The following is a 15,017-nucleotide window of genomic DNA, read 5'->3' on the forward strand; positions in this document are numbered from 1 at the left end:
AAATAAAAAAGGAGGGGATTACCCCCTCCTCTTCGTTATTTATTTTCTTTGATCTTCAAGAATGATAACTCCGCGGCCAGGAACAGTGACGGAATCCTTCACGTTCTTGCCTGCCAGCAGGTCTTTCTTCCCTTCGGAGCCGATTTCTACCTCGGCACTCTCCGCATTGTGATTGAGCAGGAACAGGAACTCCTTATCGCCCTTCACCCGGCGAGCTACTTCTATGCCCGCAGGAGCATGCAGTAAAGGCTTGATGCCCTTCTCATCGCACAAATTAGCAAGGAATCCTTCAAGGAAAGATGCCTCCGGGCTGCTCGCCACATAATAGGCGTGGCCGGAACCAAAGCTGTTCTTCGTCAGGACAGGCATCCCCTTATAGAAATCGGAGCCATATTCGGCCAGTACTTCAGCACCTTCGGAATGAATGAGATCGCAAAGCAATCCGCATTCGAACTGTCCTTCCAGCTGGCCCCAAGCCTGCTTCATCACGATCTGATTCTTCTGCTCCGGGAACAGCGCATCGATCTCTTCCGCCCAAATCCCAAGCACCTTCCGCAGTTCACCGGGGTATCCTCCGGTCGTTACGATATCGTTCTCGTTCACGATGCCGCTGAAGAAAGTGGTAATAAACGTGCCACCCTTTGCGACAAACTGCTCTACTTTTTGCGCGAAGCCCGGTTTCACCATGTACATGACCGGTGCTATGACGATTTCATATTTGCTCAGGTCCTCTTCCACCGATACCATATCGCTCTCCACATGCATCTGGAACAAAGCGTCATAATATTTGTGAACCTCATTCACATAATTCAAGGCGATCGTCGGGCCGCTGGACAGTTCAGTCGCCCAACGATTTTCCCAATCATAAACAATCGCAATTTTAGCCTCCGTGCGAGCGTCCAGGAGCGTATCACCAAGCTGTTCCAGCTCGCGGCCTAGCTCGGCGCATTCGCGGAAGACACGGGTATGTTCATGCCCGACATGCTCGATCACGGCGCCGTGATACTTCTCGCACGCTCCGATCGAACGGCGAAGCTGGAAGAACAGCACCGTATCCGCCCCGCGGGCAACGGCCTGGTAACTCCATAAGCGCATAACGCCCGGCCGCTTCAGGGAATTGTAGGCTTGCCAGTTTTGCTGGCTCGGCGTTTGCTCCATCAGCATGAACGGATCCCCGCTTTTCAATCCGCGCATCAGATCGTGCGTCATTGCCGTAAAGCTGACCGGGGTATCCAGGGAAGGATAATTGTCCCAAGATACGATGTCCAGATATTTAGCCCATTCAAAATAGTCAAGCTCCGGATAGAAGCCCATCAGGTTCGTTGTCACCGGAATGTCCGGGGTATGTTTTTTGATCTCTTCATACTCCAGTTTATAGCATTCCAGCAAGCTGTAAGACATAAAGCGGCGGTAATCCAGCGAGATCCCCTGGAAGTTGGTGCGGTTGCCGTTCCATTCTTCGCTCAGTTCACTCGGAGGTACGATCTCCTCCCAATCGTAGAACGTGTGGCCCCAGAAACGGGTATTCCATGCCTTGTTCAAAGCATCCAGATTGCCGTAACGCTCCTCGAGCCATTTGCGGAATCCGGCTGCGCAATTGTCACAGTAGCAATATCCGCCGTATTCGTTGGATACGTGCCAAATCAGCAGGCCGGGATGGTCCTTGTATCTCTCCGCCAATTTACCGGCCATGCGGACGGAATATTTGCGATAAGTCGGCGAATTCGGGCAGGAGTTATGGCGTCCGCCAAATTTCCGCTTTCTTCCCTGAACGTCCACGCGCGTGACATCGGGATACTTTCTCGCCATCCATGCCGGGTGGGCACCCGTGCTCGTTGCCAGGCAAGTATACACACCGCTCTTGTACAAGCGGTCCATCGTCTCATCAAGTTGGGCAAAATCATAAGTATCTTCATCCGGCTGGTTCAGCGCCCAAGAGAACACGTTGACGGTCGCTACATCAATACCTGCGAGCTTGAACATCCGCTCGTCCTCTTTCCAAATCTCCGCGTCCCATTGCTCGGGATTGTAGTCCCCGCCATACCATATTTTCGGCAGCTTATCGTTAATCACTGCGAACACATCCTTTAAAGTGATATAATTATATTACCATTGTAAAAGTAAATCTTAGCCCTTCATATATAATATTTCCGACTTCAAATATAATAATATGGAACTACAAGGAGGTCATAATCTCATGCAAACGCCAGCATCCCGGCGGTTCGTCTTTTCCCCTTCCGGAACTCCTCATCTCCCCCTGATCGTCGAAAGCATCGGCTATAATCCGAATCAGGAGAAGATCATCCGCCCCGAAGGCTACCCCTTCTACCACTGGATTCAAACCGAAGCGGGCGAAGGCAAATTGTCCTATGGAAATGAGACTATCGTGCTTGAGCCGTTCACGGGGCTGCTTCTCCCTCCCGGAATGCCGCATGCTTACGAGGCGATATCCCACGGAACTGTGTGGAGTACACTGTACATCACGTTCGGCGGAGAAGCGACGGGTCCGATCCTGAACGCATTTGCTATCCGTGAACCCGCCTTTTTTCGCTGGGATCCGGATTCGCCGCTGGCTCCCCTGCTCGGCTCGATGCTTGAGCAGCTGGATACCGGAAACGATCTGTTCGGTCTGGAGATATCCACTAAAACTTACCGGTTCCTTGGTCTTTTGAGCAAATTCGGACAAGCCAGCAGCGTTTCCGTAACCCGCAATGTGGAAAAGCTCGCCCCCCTGCTGCAGTGGATGGAAAACCATTATCGCGATCCTGATATCGGTCTGGACAGTCTGGCCGAAGTACTCGGTATTTCCAGCCGCCATTTGAGCAAGCTGTTCCAGCTTACTTTTGGACTTTCCCCGTATGCCTACCTCGTCCAGATGCGCATTCACAAAGCCAAGGAGCGGCTCGCCGGGAACCCGGAACTCACCGTCGCAAGCATCGCTGGGGAAACCGGATTTCGCGACACCAGCCATTTCGTGGCCACGTTCCGCAAGCATACGAACCTGACTCCGCAACAATTTCGAAGATTGCATTAAAAAGGCTGTCCTTTGGGACCGGAATGTGGCGGATCCCTGGACAGCCTTGCTTGCCCATGAATGGACGAGAATTATTGCACGGAAATCAGATATGTGCTGCCTTGCTCCGCATAGAAACGGCCATCTTCGACCGGAACAAGCGATCCGTCCGACTTAACAACCGAAATTGCCTCTTTGTAACGCAGAGTACACCAACCGCTGCGGGAAGCGGTGATGCCGGCTTCCGTAAGACGGCCGTTCAGCCATGCGGCGCTAACGGTGTAGCCGCCTCTGGCCCGGAGTCCGCTGACGCTGCCCGAAGACGACCAAGCCTTCGGCAGGGCAGGTAAAAGCTCGATACCGTTGTTATGGCTCTGAAGCAGCATTTCGGCGATGCCTGAAGTTCCGCCGAAGTTGCCGTCAATCTGGAACGGTGGATGATCGTCAAAAAGATTAGGATAGGTCGAACGGGACAACAATGTATTTACAAAACGGTATGCCGTTTCCCCGTCTCCCAGTCTGGCGTACAAGTTGATCAGCCATGCACAGCTCCAGCCGGTATGCCCGCCCCCTTGGCTGATCCGGCTGTCCAGCGATTTGCGGACCGCTTCCGCCAACTCCGGCGTTCCATCCGGTGTAATGGCATTTCCCGGATACAAGCCGTAAAGATGCGATACATGCCGGTGCCCCGGTTCCGCTTCCACAAAATCCTCGCTCCATTCCCGCAGCCGGCCATCCGGCCCGATTTGCGGTTTCGCCATTGTCTCCATCGTTTCTTCCAGAAGTCGAGACCATTCCCGATCGGCACCAACAATTTCGGAAGCCAGAATACAATGGTTGAACAGCTCGCGGATCAGGAACAAATCCATAGTGGAGCCGGCCGATATGCTGCATGGCTCGCCGTCCGCCGTCAGAAACTTGTTCTCCGGCGAGGTGGAAGGGGCTGTAGTCAATTCTCCGTTTGGTCCCGGAACTAGCCAACCTAGACAAAATTCAGCCGCCCCTTTCAAAAGGGGATAAGCGGTTTCCCGCAAAAAATGTTCATCCTGAGTGAAGACATAATGTTCCCAAAGATGACGGCTAAGCCATACTCCGCCCATCGGCCAGAACGCCCAACTGGCATCTCCGTCACTCGGTGTGGATGTCCGCCACAAATCCACATTGTGATGCGCGGTCCACCCTCCGGTTCCGTAATGAATCCTTGCGGTTCTTGCACCGGTTTTGCTAAGATCGCCGATAAGATCAAACAAAGGTTCATGACACTCGCTTAAATTACAAACTTCTGCAGGCCAGTAGTTCATTTCCGTGTTTATATTCGTCGTATAGTTGCTGTTCCAAGGCGGCTGCATATGCGGATTCCAAATACCCTGCAGATGAGCCGGCTGTGTGCCGGGTCTGGAACTGGCCATCAGCAAGTATCTTCCGTACTGAAAATACAAAGCTTCAAGCCCGGGATCACTCTTCCCGGATTGATAGCGTACGAGACGTTCATCTGTGGGTAAAGAGGTTACGTCCTCTCCATCTAACTTTAAGTCCACCCGTCTGAACAGGCTCTCGTGATCTGCGATATGCCGCTTGCGAAGTTCATTGAATCCAAGCTGCTCGGCCGCATCGAGGGCAGCCGTGCACTTCCCGCTCACTATCTCCGCCGAACCGTTTCCCGGCATCACGTCGTACCCGGCGAAGTCAGTAGCCGCCGCTAGTAGCACGGTCACTGATTTCGCACCGCTTACTTGCGCCCGGCCGGATTCGTGCACAAGGGTTCCTCCATCATGATATATACGGATTTGCGCTTCAAAAGAAAGGCCCATCCCTTCCTCATACAAAACAGATTGAGGGTGATCCCCCCTATAATTGTCGGCAATATGGCTAGGTGCCCTACCGTTCATTTTCAGCCCGTTTCCTTCCGCCGTTTCGCTCGTTGTGTATCTTAAAGGCGAATCCAGCGAAATCGTTAAATCCAGTAAATCCTCCGAAGGAGAATCATATCTGAGCGCTAAAACTTGATCCGCCGCACTAACGAACACCTCCCGCGTAAAGACGGCTTCTCCGCGGGAATAACGGACCTCAGCCACTCCTTTTTCCAGGTCAAGTCCTCTATAGTATCCGGCAGATGTCATATCTCCATGGTGCTCCACTTTCAGGTTACCTAAAGGCTGGTAAGACTCGGTCCGCCGGCCCAGCATCTTCGAGTTGATCAATGCTTCCGCCTCTTTATATTTCCCGGAAAATATCAGTTCCCTTGCCTGGCCCAAATGCCGGAGAGCGTCGTAGTTTTGGGTGTCGCGCGGAAATCCCGACCATAAAGTATCCTCATTAAGCGCTATCACTTCCGTACGGTCTCCCCCGTAAACCATACCGCCAATCCGCCCGTTTCCGACTGGCAGAGCCTCTTCCCAGCGGGAAGCGGGCTGATTATACCACAATCTCCATAATGACTTCTCTTTGTTCATATCCGGCATCTCTACTGCCTCCCATCCATAACTTAGAGAAAAAGGCCCGAGCAAACTGCGGGCCTTTTTCCTGTTCAACCTATTTAGTTCTTATAATAGCTGATTACTTAACTTCTTTGCCAGTGAACAAAGATACTCTCTTCTTCACAAGCTCAGTGTATTCAGCTTCCATTTTTTCCGCACCGGCTTTATCCAATTCAACCAGGAATGCGTCGTAAACCTTGTCGAAATCAGTCGTTTTAGCAAGAACTGCTTCCGGAATACGCTTGCGGATGATGTCTTGTGTTTTTTGGAAAATCACTTGATAGTCACCGTCTGTAGGAACTGGCATGTTGTACAGCGCGCCCCATTCTTTAGCAGGGAATGCATCTTCAGCCGGGAACAGATCTTTCCAAGTCGTAGCGTTGTAAGCTTTCAATGTTTCTTTTTCAGCTTCAGTGTAACCAGCAACGATTTGATCCGGGAAGTTAGTTGTATAGTAGTTGCCTGTGGAATCCTTCACGCCGTCGCCATAGAATGGCGCCAGAACTCTATACTGACCGATACCGGATTCTTTAGTAAAGTTGGTCGAATCATTTACTTTTCTGTCTTGAATGTCGGCAGGAACTACACGTGTTCCATTCTCATCTACAGTATAATGCTTGCCTTCAACGCCCCACATTCTGAGCACTTGACCTTCATCGGAAGCAAGCCAGTCAATGAATTTGATCGCGCGAACCGGATCTTTACATTCCGTAGTAATAGCGATACCGTATCCGTCCAGACCTGCAGTTTGGAAGGAGTGATCTTCATAGTCTTCCGACAGAGTTACTGGGAAGTGAGCGTAAGTGGATTCGTCTTTTCCAGCTGTTTTCAGAGCGTTCTCTGCATCTTGGTATCCCCACTCTTGGTCGATCAGACCAAGAACGCGGCCGCTGGCAATTTTCGCTTTGTATTGGTCGTCTTTTTGTACGAAAGTATCTTTGTCGAGCAGACCTTCATTGTACATATGGTTCAACCAACGGAAATATTCTTTCTCTTCAGGACGTTTGTAGTGCAATTTTGCTTCATAGGTTTGTGGATCAACAAAGTACTCGCCGTCATCCGGTGCTCCCGTAGCAATGAACGCCGGGTTCGTTACGGTGATCATAATTCTCCAGTCATCCGCGTTCAAAGTGAGCGGGATGTTTGGCTGACCGTCCGTAGTCGGGTTCTTTTCCATATATTGTTTCAAAACGTTTTCAAAGTCTTGAACGGTACGAACTTTCGGGTAGCCAAGCTCTTTCAACACGCGCTGCTGGATTTCAAAACCGCCGCCAGCATCAAAGTTCTGTTGATCAACCCCGACATTCGTCGTAATTTGATAAATCGCTGGATCTTCGTTGCTGTATTTCAGACGATTCATATTTTCGCCGATAACCTTTTTAATGTTTGGAGCATGCTCTTCAATCAAATCGGTCAAATCCAGAACAAGTCCGGCGTCAATCAGCTTACCGATTTCATTCTTTGCAAAAATGATGTCCGGAACGTCGCCACTCGCAGCCATCAAAGCGATTTTGCTTTGTCCGCCGCCGCTGCCTACGTCATATTCTGCATCCAGCGTTACGCCGGTTTTTTCAGTGATGACTTTACCCACATCATCCTTCATGTTGTTCCAGTTCGGGCTGGCATCAGCGCCGAAGAAAGTGAAAGTGACTGGGCTCGTATCTTCAGCCTTTTGTTCATTTTGTGTGTTACCCGAATTGCCAGTGTTACCAGCCGCGTTGTTCTTGTCGTTACCGGAATTTCCGCAACCGCCGACGAGTAATGTGCTTGCCAACAAGATCGCAGCAAAGGCCTTAGGACTCTTCCAACTCATTTCTAGTTCCCCCTTGTAATAAATAATAAAGCTATATTGTATAACAGGTAAAACCTGTAAATACCAAACCAAAACAACTAAACTTTGTTAATAAGAGCGCGTTCATTTGAATAGACAAGTCATCTCTTGCCTGAGCATTTTAAGTAAGGGCTTTCAACGAAAGCTTAAAAAAAGATTTTCCGATTCAGCCCGCCGTACCGGTTGCTGCCGGCACGGCGAAACTGTTCATGCTTGTTACTGCTGTTCCGTTATGGAAGGTTAAGCTTTAACTGCGCCCAACGTCATACCGGATACAAAGTACCGCTGTAAGAACGGATAAACAATCAAGATCGGAAGTGTTACGACAATGGTAATCGCCATTTTAATCGATTCCGGTGAAATCTGAGCCATCTGATTCGCCAAGTCGTTCGCATTCGTCATCGCCGAACCTTGGTTCGTGCTGGCCAGAACCTTCATCAATTCGTACTGCAAGGTAGTCAAGTGAGGTTTATTCCCGTTGTACAGATAGGTATCAAACCAGGAATTCCACTGTCCGACTGCAAGGAACAAGGCGATGGTCGCAAGCACCGGCTTACAGAGTGGAAGAATAACTTTGTAATAAATCGTAAAGTCATTGGCACCGTCCAATTTGGCCGACTCTTGCAGAGCGTATGGAAGCCCGTCAATGAAGGAACGGATGATGAATACGTTAAATGCGCTGACAATACCAGGCAAAATGTATATCCAGAACGTTCCGATCAGATCCAGATGCCGCATCAACATATAAGTCGGTACAAGTCCTCCGGAGAAATACATCGTCAGTGCAAGAAACGTGGAAACAAATTTCCGGGATTTAAAATCCGGTCGGCTTAACGTATACGCCAGCATTGAGGCACTAATCAAGCCTAACACTGTACCGGATACCGTACGAAGAATCGTAACTTTAAAACCTTGAATCAGGCCGGTGTATCCAAAGATCGTTTTATAGTTTTCCAAAGTGAATTCCCGCGGCCAAAGATAGATGCCGCCACGGACCGTGTCTGTCGAATCGTTCAACGAAATCGCAAGCACGTTCAGGAAAGGATATAAAGTAATGATCAAGATAATGGCCATAACGATTACGTTGACAGTGTCGAATACTTTATCGGATCTTGTAGCGTTAAACGCTTTTGAGTTTGTCGCCATTTTGTCCCCTCCCCCTCTACATGATGCTTTCTTTCGTCGTTTTCTTCATGATGCCGTTTGCCGTGAGCAAGAGAATAATGCTTACGACGGAGGTGAACATACTGATCGCCGTCCCGTAGGAGAAGCGACTGATGTTTATACCATAATTCAAAGCATACAAATCCAATACTTCGGAATAATCTTTTACCAGCGCATTTTGCAACTGGAACTGTTTCTCGAAGCCGATACCGATCAGGTGACCAATCGACATAATCAGCAGTACGGATATCGTAGTGCGAATGCCCGGAAGCGTAATATTCCATATTTGTCTGAAACGTCCCGCTCCATCCACGCGGGAAGCCTCGTAGAGTTCTTTGTCAATCCCTGTGATCGCAGCCAGGTAGATAATGGCGTTCCAGCCGGTCTCTTTCCATATGTCGGAAGCGGTTACAATACCCCAAAACCATTTCCCTTCAGCCATGAATTGTATCGGCTCGTTAATAATATGCAATGACAGTAGAAGTTCGTTAACGATCCCGCCGTCAATCGAGAGCATTTTGGTAATGATACCTCCGACGACGACCCAGGATACAAAGTGCGGCAGATAAGACACCGTTTGAACCGTACGTTTGAAAATACTTCCCCTGAGCTCGTTCAGGAATACCGCGAAAAAGATCGGTACGATAAATCCAAAGATCAATCCCATAAGACTCATGGCTAATGTGTTTCTTAATACCAGATAGAATCTTTCGTCTTGGAACAAGTCCACAAAGTTTTTCATTCCAACCCATTTTTGTTCTGAAAAAGACTTGGACGGTTTATAGTTCTGGAATGCCATCGTCCAGCCCCAGATCGGTAAATAATTAAATACAAACAACCAAATTACGAATGGCAAGGACATCAGGTATAAATATTTTTGTTGAACTATACTTTGCCACATTCCTTGCTTCCGCTTTTTTGGCGGCTTAGGGGTTACGCTTACATTTCTAGTTCCAGGTTTTTCTGAGAGCGTTTCCATCTGTCCAATCCCCCCTTCTCTGCTATACCTTTATGATAAAGGAACGAGGGGATTGGAAATACCCGATAGATTTGAGAGAAAACCATATAAAAATTAGACATTAACCGGAATCGTAAAGGAAAACTCCGTTCCGCGGCCATATTCACTGAAGATTTTCAGCCCATGCTCTTCTCCATAGGACAGTACTAGTCTTTGGTGGACGTTGCGCAGCCCGATCCGGTTGTTCTCGGATTCGTCCGGACTTGAAATCGAATGGATCACCTCGTCAAGCCGCTGCGGAGTCATCCCTAAACCGTTATCTCGTATTCGAATGACTAGAAGTTCGCCATTAAATTGAATATCGACATTTACTTCCACGCCGTCTTCCTTATCCTCTACCCCGTGAACTACCGCATTCTCTACCAAAGGTTGAATGATTAATGGAGGAATCCGGATCTCCTGCGCTTGCGGATCAATATTCAACTCGTATTTCAATCGATCCTCATAACGGAATTTCTGGATTTCCAAATAGGAACGCACCATTTCGATCTCTTCCTTAATAGGCGTACTCTCTCTGCCGACTTCAAGATTTTTGCGCATTAAACGACCCAGCAAGCGGACGACATTCGCAATTTCCTTTTCACCCTTCATATGAGCATTCATCCGAATCGACTCCAGGGCATTAAAAAGGAAGTGCGGGTTAATTTGGCTGGCCATCATTTTCAGCTTGATCTCACGTTGAGCGATCTCCAGCGCCGTATTCTGCTCCGTTTTCTCCACAACCTGATTCATCAGGCTGCGAATGCTTTCGACCATGTAGTTAAACTGCCGTGATAACTGGCCGATCTCGTCATTTCCGTCGATTCGGGAGACTACATTTAAATCGCCAAGGGCCAAGCGGTTCAAATGTCGGCTAAGCCGCAGCAACCGATTGGAAGTCAGAAATGAAACAATATAAACAAACGCAAGGGCGATCAGCAAAACAAGCAGAATGATGACCAAACCGATCAAACTGACCTTGTTCGCATCCTTGACGATAGATTCCGTACTGAAAACGGATACGACTCTTAGCCCGTTGATGCTATTTTCCGGAATAAGTTCATCCACGATCATATAGGAAGGTTCGCCTTTAATGTTGAGCTTGTGAGTCCCTTTTTCCAATTGACTCAGGTCAACGCCGAAATCGAGACTTTCAAGCGTTTTACCGACAAAGCTGGAGTCCTTGGCGGCTACTACGTTTCCCGCTTCATCCGCAATCAGCGTTTCAAACGGTTCCTGGAGCAACATACGATTTAATTCATTCTGATCGAGAGAGACCATTAGTACTCCGCTTGTCCGGCGTTCCGGAAAAGGCAGTTGTCTTATGAGACTAAGCTTTCGTACCGGAATGGGTTCATTATCATCGATATAAGTCCAGATCAAGCTTTTTGTGGACATCGCCTGCTGATACCAATGCGTTTTACTAGTATTTTCATCGATCGGGATCAGTTCCAGGTTATTGATTAAGGTCTGGTTGTCGTAATAAAAACGTACGCCGGCAATCTCCCGGTAAGTACGTTTGAATCTCGTAAACTCGTCATAATTCAGGTAAGCCTTTGTTAATTCCAGCACGCTTTCATAACGGGTAGTGACCATTCTCTCCAGATCCTTGTCAAGCAATAAGGTGTTCGACACATCCATCGGTATGCGCAGCAAGTTGCCAAGTTGAGATTTAGTCTTCTCAACATTATTGGTCGCCTGATCAATCGCCCGGTCCATCGCCTGGGAACGGAAATAGCTAACCACTCCTCCGCCAACAATCATGACGGGAATCATGACAACGAGAATGTAGGAAATAATGAGCTTGTGCTTGAGCTTGAAGTTGTTCGTGACTTGTACGACTTTTCTAAACATGTCTGCCCCTCCCTGACCTCGGGTTACCATAACGGAGATCTCCGTAAAAACCGAATATCCCCGACTCTTTGACAAGCGGGGATCATTCGGGCCGCGTCCGCACGGCGGACGCATTAGCTTAATATTAGTTTATTGCTCCGTCAGGGGCAACACGGTTATTTCAGGGAAATCTGCAATTCCGTCTTGCCGGAGAAGGAAGTCACCGAAACCGTTCCTTCATTAGTAAGCTCCCCGCCTTGAACGGAAGCCACTTCACCCATGCCGTGCAGCGAAACTTTGAATGCTTTTCCGGCACCTTGAGCGCCGAGAGTTACTTTGGAGCCTTGGCGAACCGCGGTAACGGTCAGTTCGGTTTCACCCTTCATGTTGCGGACCGTGCGCGTTACAGTAACGCCTTCTTGCAGCTGGTACAATCCGAGCTCTACGCCGTCTGCGAAGTCATAATCCGGACGGCTGTTGTTAGCGCCTTTTGCCAGGATGGAGTTCTGGCGGACAAACAACGGCAGGCCGAAGAAATCGTAAGTTTCTTTTTGCCATTTACCACCTTCGACAGTTTTGCCTGTGAGCAGGTGGGTCCAAGTGCCTTCCGGCATGAAGTAGGTAACTTCCCCGGTTTCGCTGAATACCGGAGCAACCAGCAAGGAATCGCCCAACATATATTGACGATCCAGCGTCTCGGTAGCCGGGTCATTCGGGAATTCCAGGAACATGGCGCGCATGGTCGGAACACCTTTTTCCGTAGCATAAACAGCTGTATCGAACAGGTATGGCATCAGGCTGCATTTCAGCTTGGTGAAGAAACGGGTAACGTCAACCGCTTCATCATCATAAGCCCAAGGCACCCGGTACGAGCTGCTTCCGTGCAGACGGCTATGGCTGGACATCAGGCCGAATGCGAGCCAGCGCTTGAACACATGAACCGGAGCGGTGTTTTCGAAACCGCCGATATCATGGCTCCAGAAGCCGAAGCCGGACAATCCGAGCGACAGACCGCCGCGAAGGCTTTCCGCCATCGATTCATAATCCGCATAGCAATCCCCGCCCCAGTGTACAGGGAATTTCTGTCCGCCGACGGTAGCCGAACGGGCAAACAGCGCCGCTTCGTTCTTGCCAAGCTTCTCTTCCAGGACTTCAAATACCACTTTATTGTAAAGGTAAGTGTAGTAGTTGTGCATTTTGACCGGATCGGAGCCGTCATGGTAAACGACGTCGGTAGGAATCCGCTCGCCGAAGTCGGTCTTGAAGCTGTCGACGCCCATATCAACGAGTTCACGCAGGTAGCCGGCATACCACTCGCAAGCTTCCGGGTTCGTAAAGTCAACCAGAGCCATTCCCGGCTGCCACAAATTCCATTGCCATACATCGCCGTTCGGCTTCTTCACGAGGTAGCCGTTTTGCTTGCCTTCTTCGAACAAACGGGAACGCTGACCGATGTAAGGGTTAATCCATACGCAAATTTTCAGGCCTTTTTCCTTCAAACGTTTCAGCATGCCGACAGGATCCGGGAATACCCGCTCATCCCATTTGAAATCCGTCCAATGGAACTCGCGCATCCAGAAGCAGTCGAAATGGAAGACATGCAGCGGAAGGTCTCTTTCGGCCATGCCGTCAACAAAGGAATTGACCGTAGCTTCGTCATAATCGGTGGTAAACGAAGTCGTGAGCCACAGACCGAACGACCATGCCGGCGGCAACGCAGGTTTGCCGGTCAATGCGGTGTATTTATCAAGTACATCCTTCGGCTCAGGTCCGTCGATAACGAAATATTCAATCGATTCGCCTGGTACGCTGAATTGAACTTTTTTCACTTTTTCAGAAGCTACTTCAAAGGAAACGCCGCCCGGGTCATTTACCAATACACCGTAGCCTTTATTAGTTACATAAAACGGAATGTTCTTATAGGATTGTTCGGAGCTTGTGCCGCCGTCTTTGTTCCAAATGTCGACAACCTGTCCGTTCTTGATAAAGGACGTAAAACGTTCGCCCAAACCGTAAACGAGTTCACCAACGCTTAAGTCGAGCTCTTCGCGCATGAAGGTGTTTCCGCCGGCTTCGGTCACGTGTGCCATCGATTTAAACGCACTACCTGTAAGGCGCTGAGTTCCGCGATAGAAATCCACCGACCACTGCGCACCTTTGTTAATGCGTACGCTGAGATTGCCGCTTTTGAGTTCGGCATACTCATCGTTTTCGGTAATTACTGCATGATCGCCGCCCTTAGCCAATTCAAAGTTAGGCCCATGATCCACAGTACCGGCAAAATGCACAAGCTTGACGCCGATTACGCCAGGAAGCGGGGAGTGGAAATGTACGGTAAGAAGCGTTGTATTAATCATATCGCCGCGTCCGCGAAGCGGAGTAGTCGAAGCTGAAGCTGTCAGTGTATGATTCTGTTCCATAAAATCGTATGCTTGAACCGCAGTGGAAAGCGTGTATCCATCACGAATCAGCCAGTTGCCATCGGTAAATTTCATCTGTTATATACCGCCTTTCGATTCACTTTTCATAATTATCACTATTAAACTGCTTACACTTGCATTATACTGATTGAAAAGGAAATATTCTAACATAATTCGATGATATTATAACACTATATTGATGAGGTGACTTTCATGGATCAAGCACTCCGACGCTCTCTGAAAGAAAGCAAATCGCACGGTAGTGAGCATCTTCCATTTGGAACCTACTGGTACAGTTATGGCCCCGGCGAGCACGTTATTGACTGCCACTGGCATGAAGAACCCGAAATATTCTACTGCATAGACGGCGAGACGGTGTTCCAGGTCGATACCGATTATTTTACCGTCAAGGCCGGAGAAGCCGTATTCGTCGATGGTGGCGACATTCACGCCGCTCATGCCAGCGGAGAGACAGGCTGCTCTTTTTTCTCACTGGTCTTCGACACGCAATTGCTGGCCAGCGCTCATTACGACGCCGTGCAAGAAAATCTGATCCTTCCTTTGCAGGAAAGAAAAGCGACTTTTCCGAGACATATCCGGCATGCCGAAAGCTTTGAGGTCAGCCTGCTGGACCATATTGTGTCCATCATGAAAGGCTGCAGCGCGCAATCCCCCGGCTACGAAGGCTCGGTTAAGGGTCATCTCTACCTTATGTTGGCGGAGATTATCGCGGAAGGTAAAACTTGCAACCGGACCGCAAGCAACCGGAGCGAGTCTTCAAAAATCGAGCGCCTCAAAACCGTGATTCACTATATTCAGCACAATTATGAGCACCCGATCCGCCTGTCTGAGCTCGCTGCGCTCGTTCCGATGAGCGAAGGCCAGTTCTGCCGTTTCTTCAAATCCATGACCCGGCAAACTCCGATGGACTATATTAACTCCTACCGGATTCGACAGGCCGTCGAACTGCTGCGGCAACCGGAACGAAAAATTTCCGATGTTGCGCTAGAGGTCGGTTACGACAATATCAGCTACTTTATCCGGGTATTCCGCAAGACCATGAACTGCTCACCTTCGGAATTCCGAAAAAAACTCCAAAGCCGGATCGAAGCCTAGATTGACCGGCTCAAACGCCTTCAGCTAATATTCCTTTTTTGCCGGAGATTCATACTTGCTAGGGCTCTGAAGTTCTGAGATTTGGATTTCGGGACGAGACATCGGAGTGCAGGGGCCCCATCAGACCTCCCTCTCCCCTCCACCGTCGCCGGCGCCCAGATTTAGT

The 15,017-nt window shown here is 49.3% G+C and carries 9 protein-coding genes; 2 read left to right on the forward strand and 7 right to left on the reverse strand.

All coding sequences use genetic code 11. The features are described 5' to 3' along the window. Nucleotides 1-39: 39 nt before the first annotated feature. On the reverse strand, nt 40-2,073 hold the full coding sequence (locus KB559_RS02295) for a beta-galactosidase (RefSeq protein WP_211019959.1): 2,034 nt from the start codon (nt 2,071-2,073) through the stop codon (nt 40-42). Nucleotides 2,074-2,197: 124 nt separating this feature from the next. On the opposite strand from KB559_RS02295, the gene KB559_RS02300 reads away from it, so the two are divergent. Next, nucleotides 2,198-3,034 (forward strand): AraC family transcriptional regulator, encoded by an 837-nt coding sequence (locus KB559_RS02300; protein WP_211019960.1) that lies wholly within the window; start codon nt 2,198-2,200, stop codon nt 3,032-3,034. Nucleotides 3,035-3,105: 71 nt separating this feature from the next. On the opposite strand, the gene KB559_RS02305 is transcribed toward KB559_RS02300, so the two are convergent. From KB559_RS02305 to yicI, 6 genes are all read right to left on the reverse strand, one after another. Then, complete coding sequence (locus KB559_RS02305) at nt 3,106-5,475, reverse strand: glycoside hydrolase family 95 protein (protein ID WP_211019961.1); 2,370 nt, start codon at nt 5,473-5,475, stop codon at nt 3,106-3,108. Between the two features lie 94 nt (nt 5,476-5,569). Continuing rightward, nucleotides 5,570-7,303, reverse strand: coding sequence for an ABC transporter substrate-binding protein (locus tag KB559_RS02310; RefSeq protein WP_211019962.1), 1,734 nt, complete (start codon nt 7,301-7,303; stop codon nt 5,570-5,572). A gap of 258 nt (nt 7,304-7,561) precedes the next feature. Then, complete coding sequence (locus KB559_RS02315; RefSeq protein ID WP_211019963.1) at nt 7,562-8,467, reverse strand: carbohydrate ABC transporter permease; 906 nt, start codon at nt 8,465-8,467, stop codon at nt 7,562-7,564. Between the two features lie 16 nt (nt 8,468-8,483). Beyond that, nucleotides 8,484-9,464 (reverse strand): ABC transporter permease, encoded by a 981-nt coding sequence (locus tag KB559_RS02320; RefSeq protein ID WP_211019964.1) that lies wholly within the window; start codon nt 9,462-9,464, stop codon nt 8,484-8,486. Between the two features lie 93 nt (nt 9,465-9,557). Then, complete coding sequence (locus KB559_RS02325; protein WP_211019965.1) at nt 9,558-11,336, reverse strand: cache domain-containing sensor histidine kinase; 1,779 nt, start codon at nt 11,334-11,336, stop codon at nt 9,558-9,560. Nucleotides 11,337-11,491: 155 nt separating this feature from the next. Further along, nucleotides 11,492-13,810 carry an alpha-xylosidase gene (yicI, locus tag KB559_RS02330; protein ID WP_211019966.1) on the reverse strand — a complete coding sequence of 773 codons (2,319 nt, stop codon included), beginning with the start codon at nt 13,808-13,810 and terminating at the stop codon, nt 11,492-11,494. A gap of 138 nt (nt 13,811-13,948) precedes the next feature. On the opposite strand from yicI, the gene KB559_RS02335 reads away from it, so the two are divergent. Further along, nucleotides 13,949-14,851: an AraC family transcriptional regulator gene (locus KB559_RS02335; protein WP_211019967.1), complete on the forward strand. Its 903-nt coding sequence runs from the start codon at nt 13,949-13,951 to the stop codon at nt 14,849-14,851. Nucleotides 14,852-15,017 lie beyond the last annotated feature (166 nt).

The sequence above is a fragment of the Paenibacillus sp. Marseille-P2973 genome, from assembly GCF_018101095.1.
Lineage (GTDB): Bacteria > Bacillota > Bacilli > Paenibacillales > Paenibacillaceae > Fontibacillus > Fontibacillus vini.

Coding starts and splice junctions, on each gene's coding strand:
- KB559_RS02325 (WP_211019965.1), bottom strand. CDS start 11,336: ATGTTTAGAAAAGTCGTACAAGTCACGAACAACTTCAAGCTCAAGCAC.
- KB559_RS02335 (WP_211019967.1), top strand. CDS start 13,949: ATGGATCAAGCACTCCGACGCTCTCTGAAAGAAAGCAAATCGCACGGT.
- KB559_RS02305 (WP_211019961.1), bottom strand. CDS start 5,475: ATGCCGGATATGAACAAAGAGAAGTCATTATGGAGATTGTGGTATAAT.
- yicI (WP_211019966.1), bottom strand. CDS start 13,810: ATGAAATTTACCGATGGCAACTGGCTGATTCGTGATGGATACACGCTT.
- KB559_RS02315 (WP_211019963.1), bottom strand. CDS start 8,467: ATGGCGACAAACTCAAAAGCGTTTAACGCTACAAGATCCGATAAAGTA.
- KB559_RS02310 (WP_211019962.1), bottom strand. CDS start 7,303: ATGAGTTGGAAGAGTCCTAAGGCCTTTGCTGCGATCTTGTTGGCAAGC.
- KB559_RS02300 (WP_211019960.1), top strand. CDS start 2,198: ATGCAAACGCCAGCATCCCGGCGGTTCGTCTTTTCCCCTTCCGGAACT.
- KB559_RS02320 (WP_211019964.1), bottom strand. CDS start 9,464: ATGGAAACGCTCTCAGAAAAACCTGGAACTAGAAATGTAAGCGTAACC.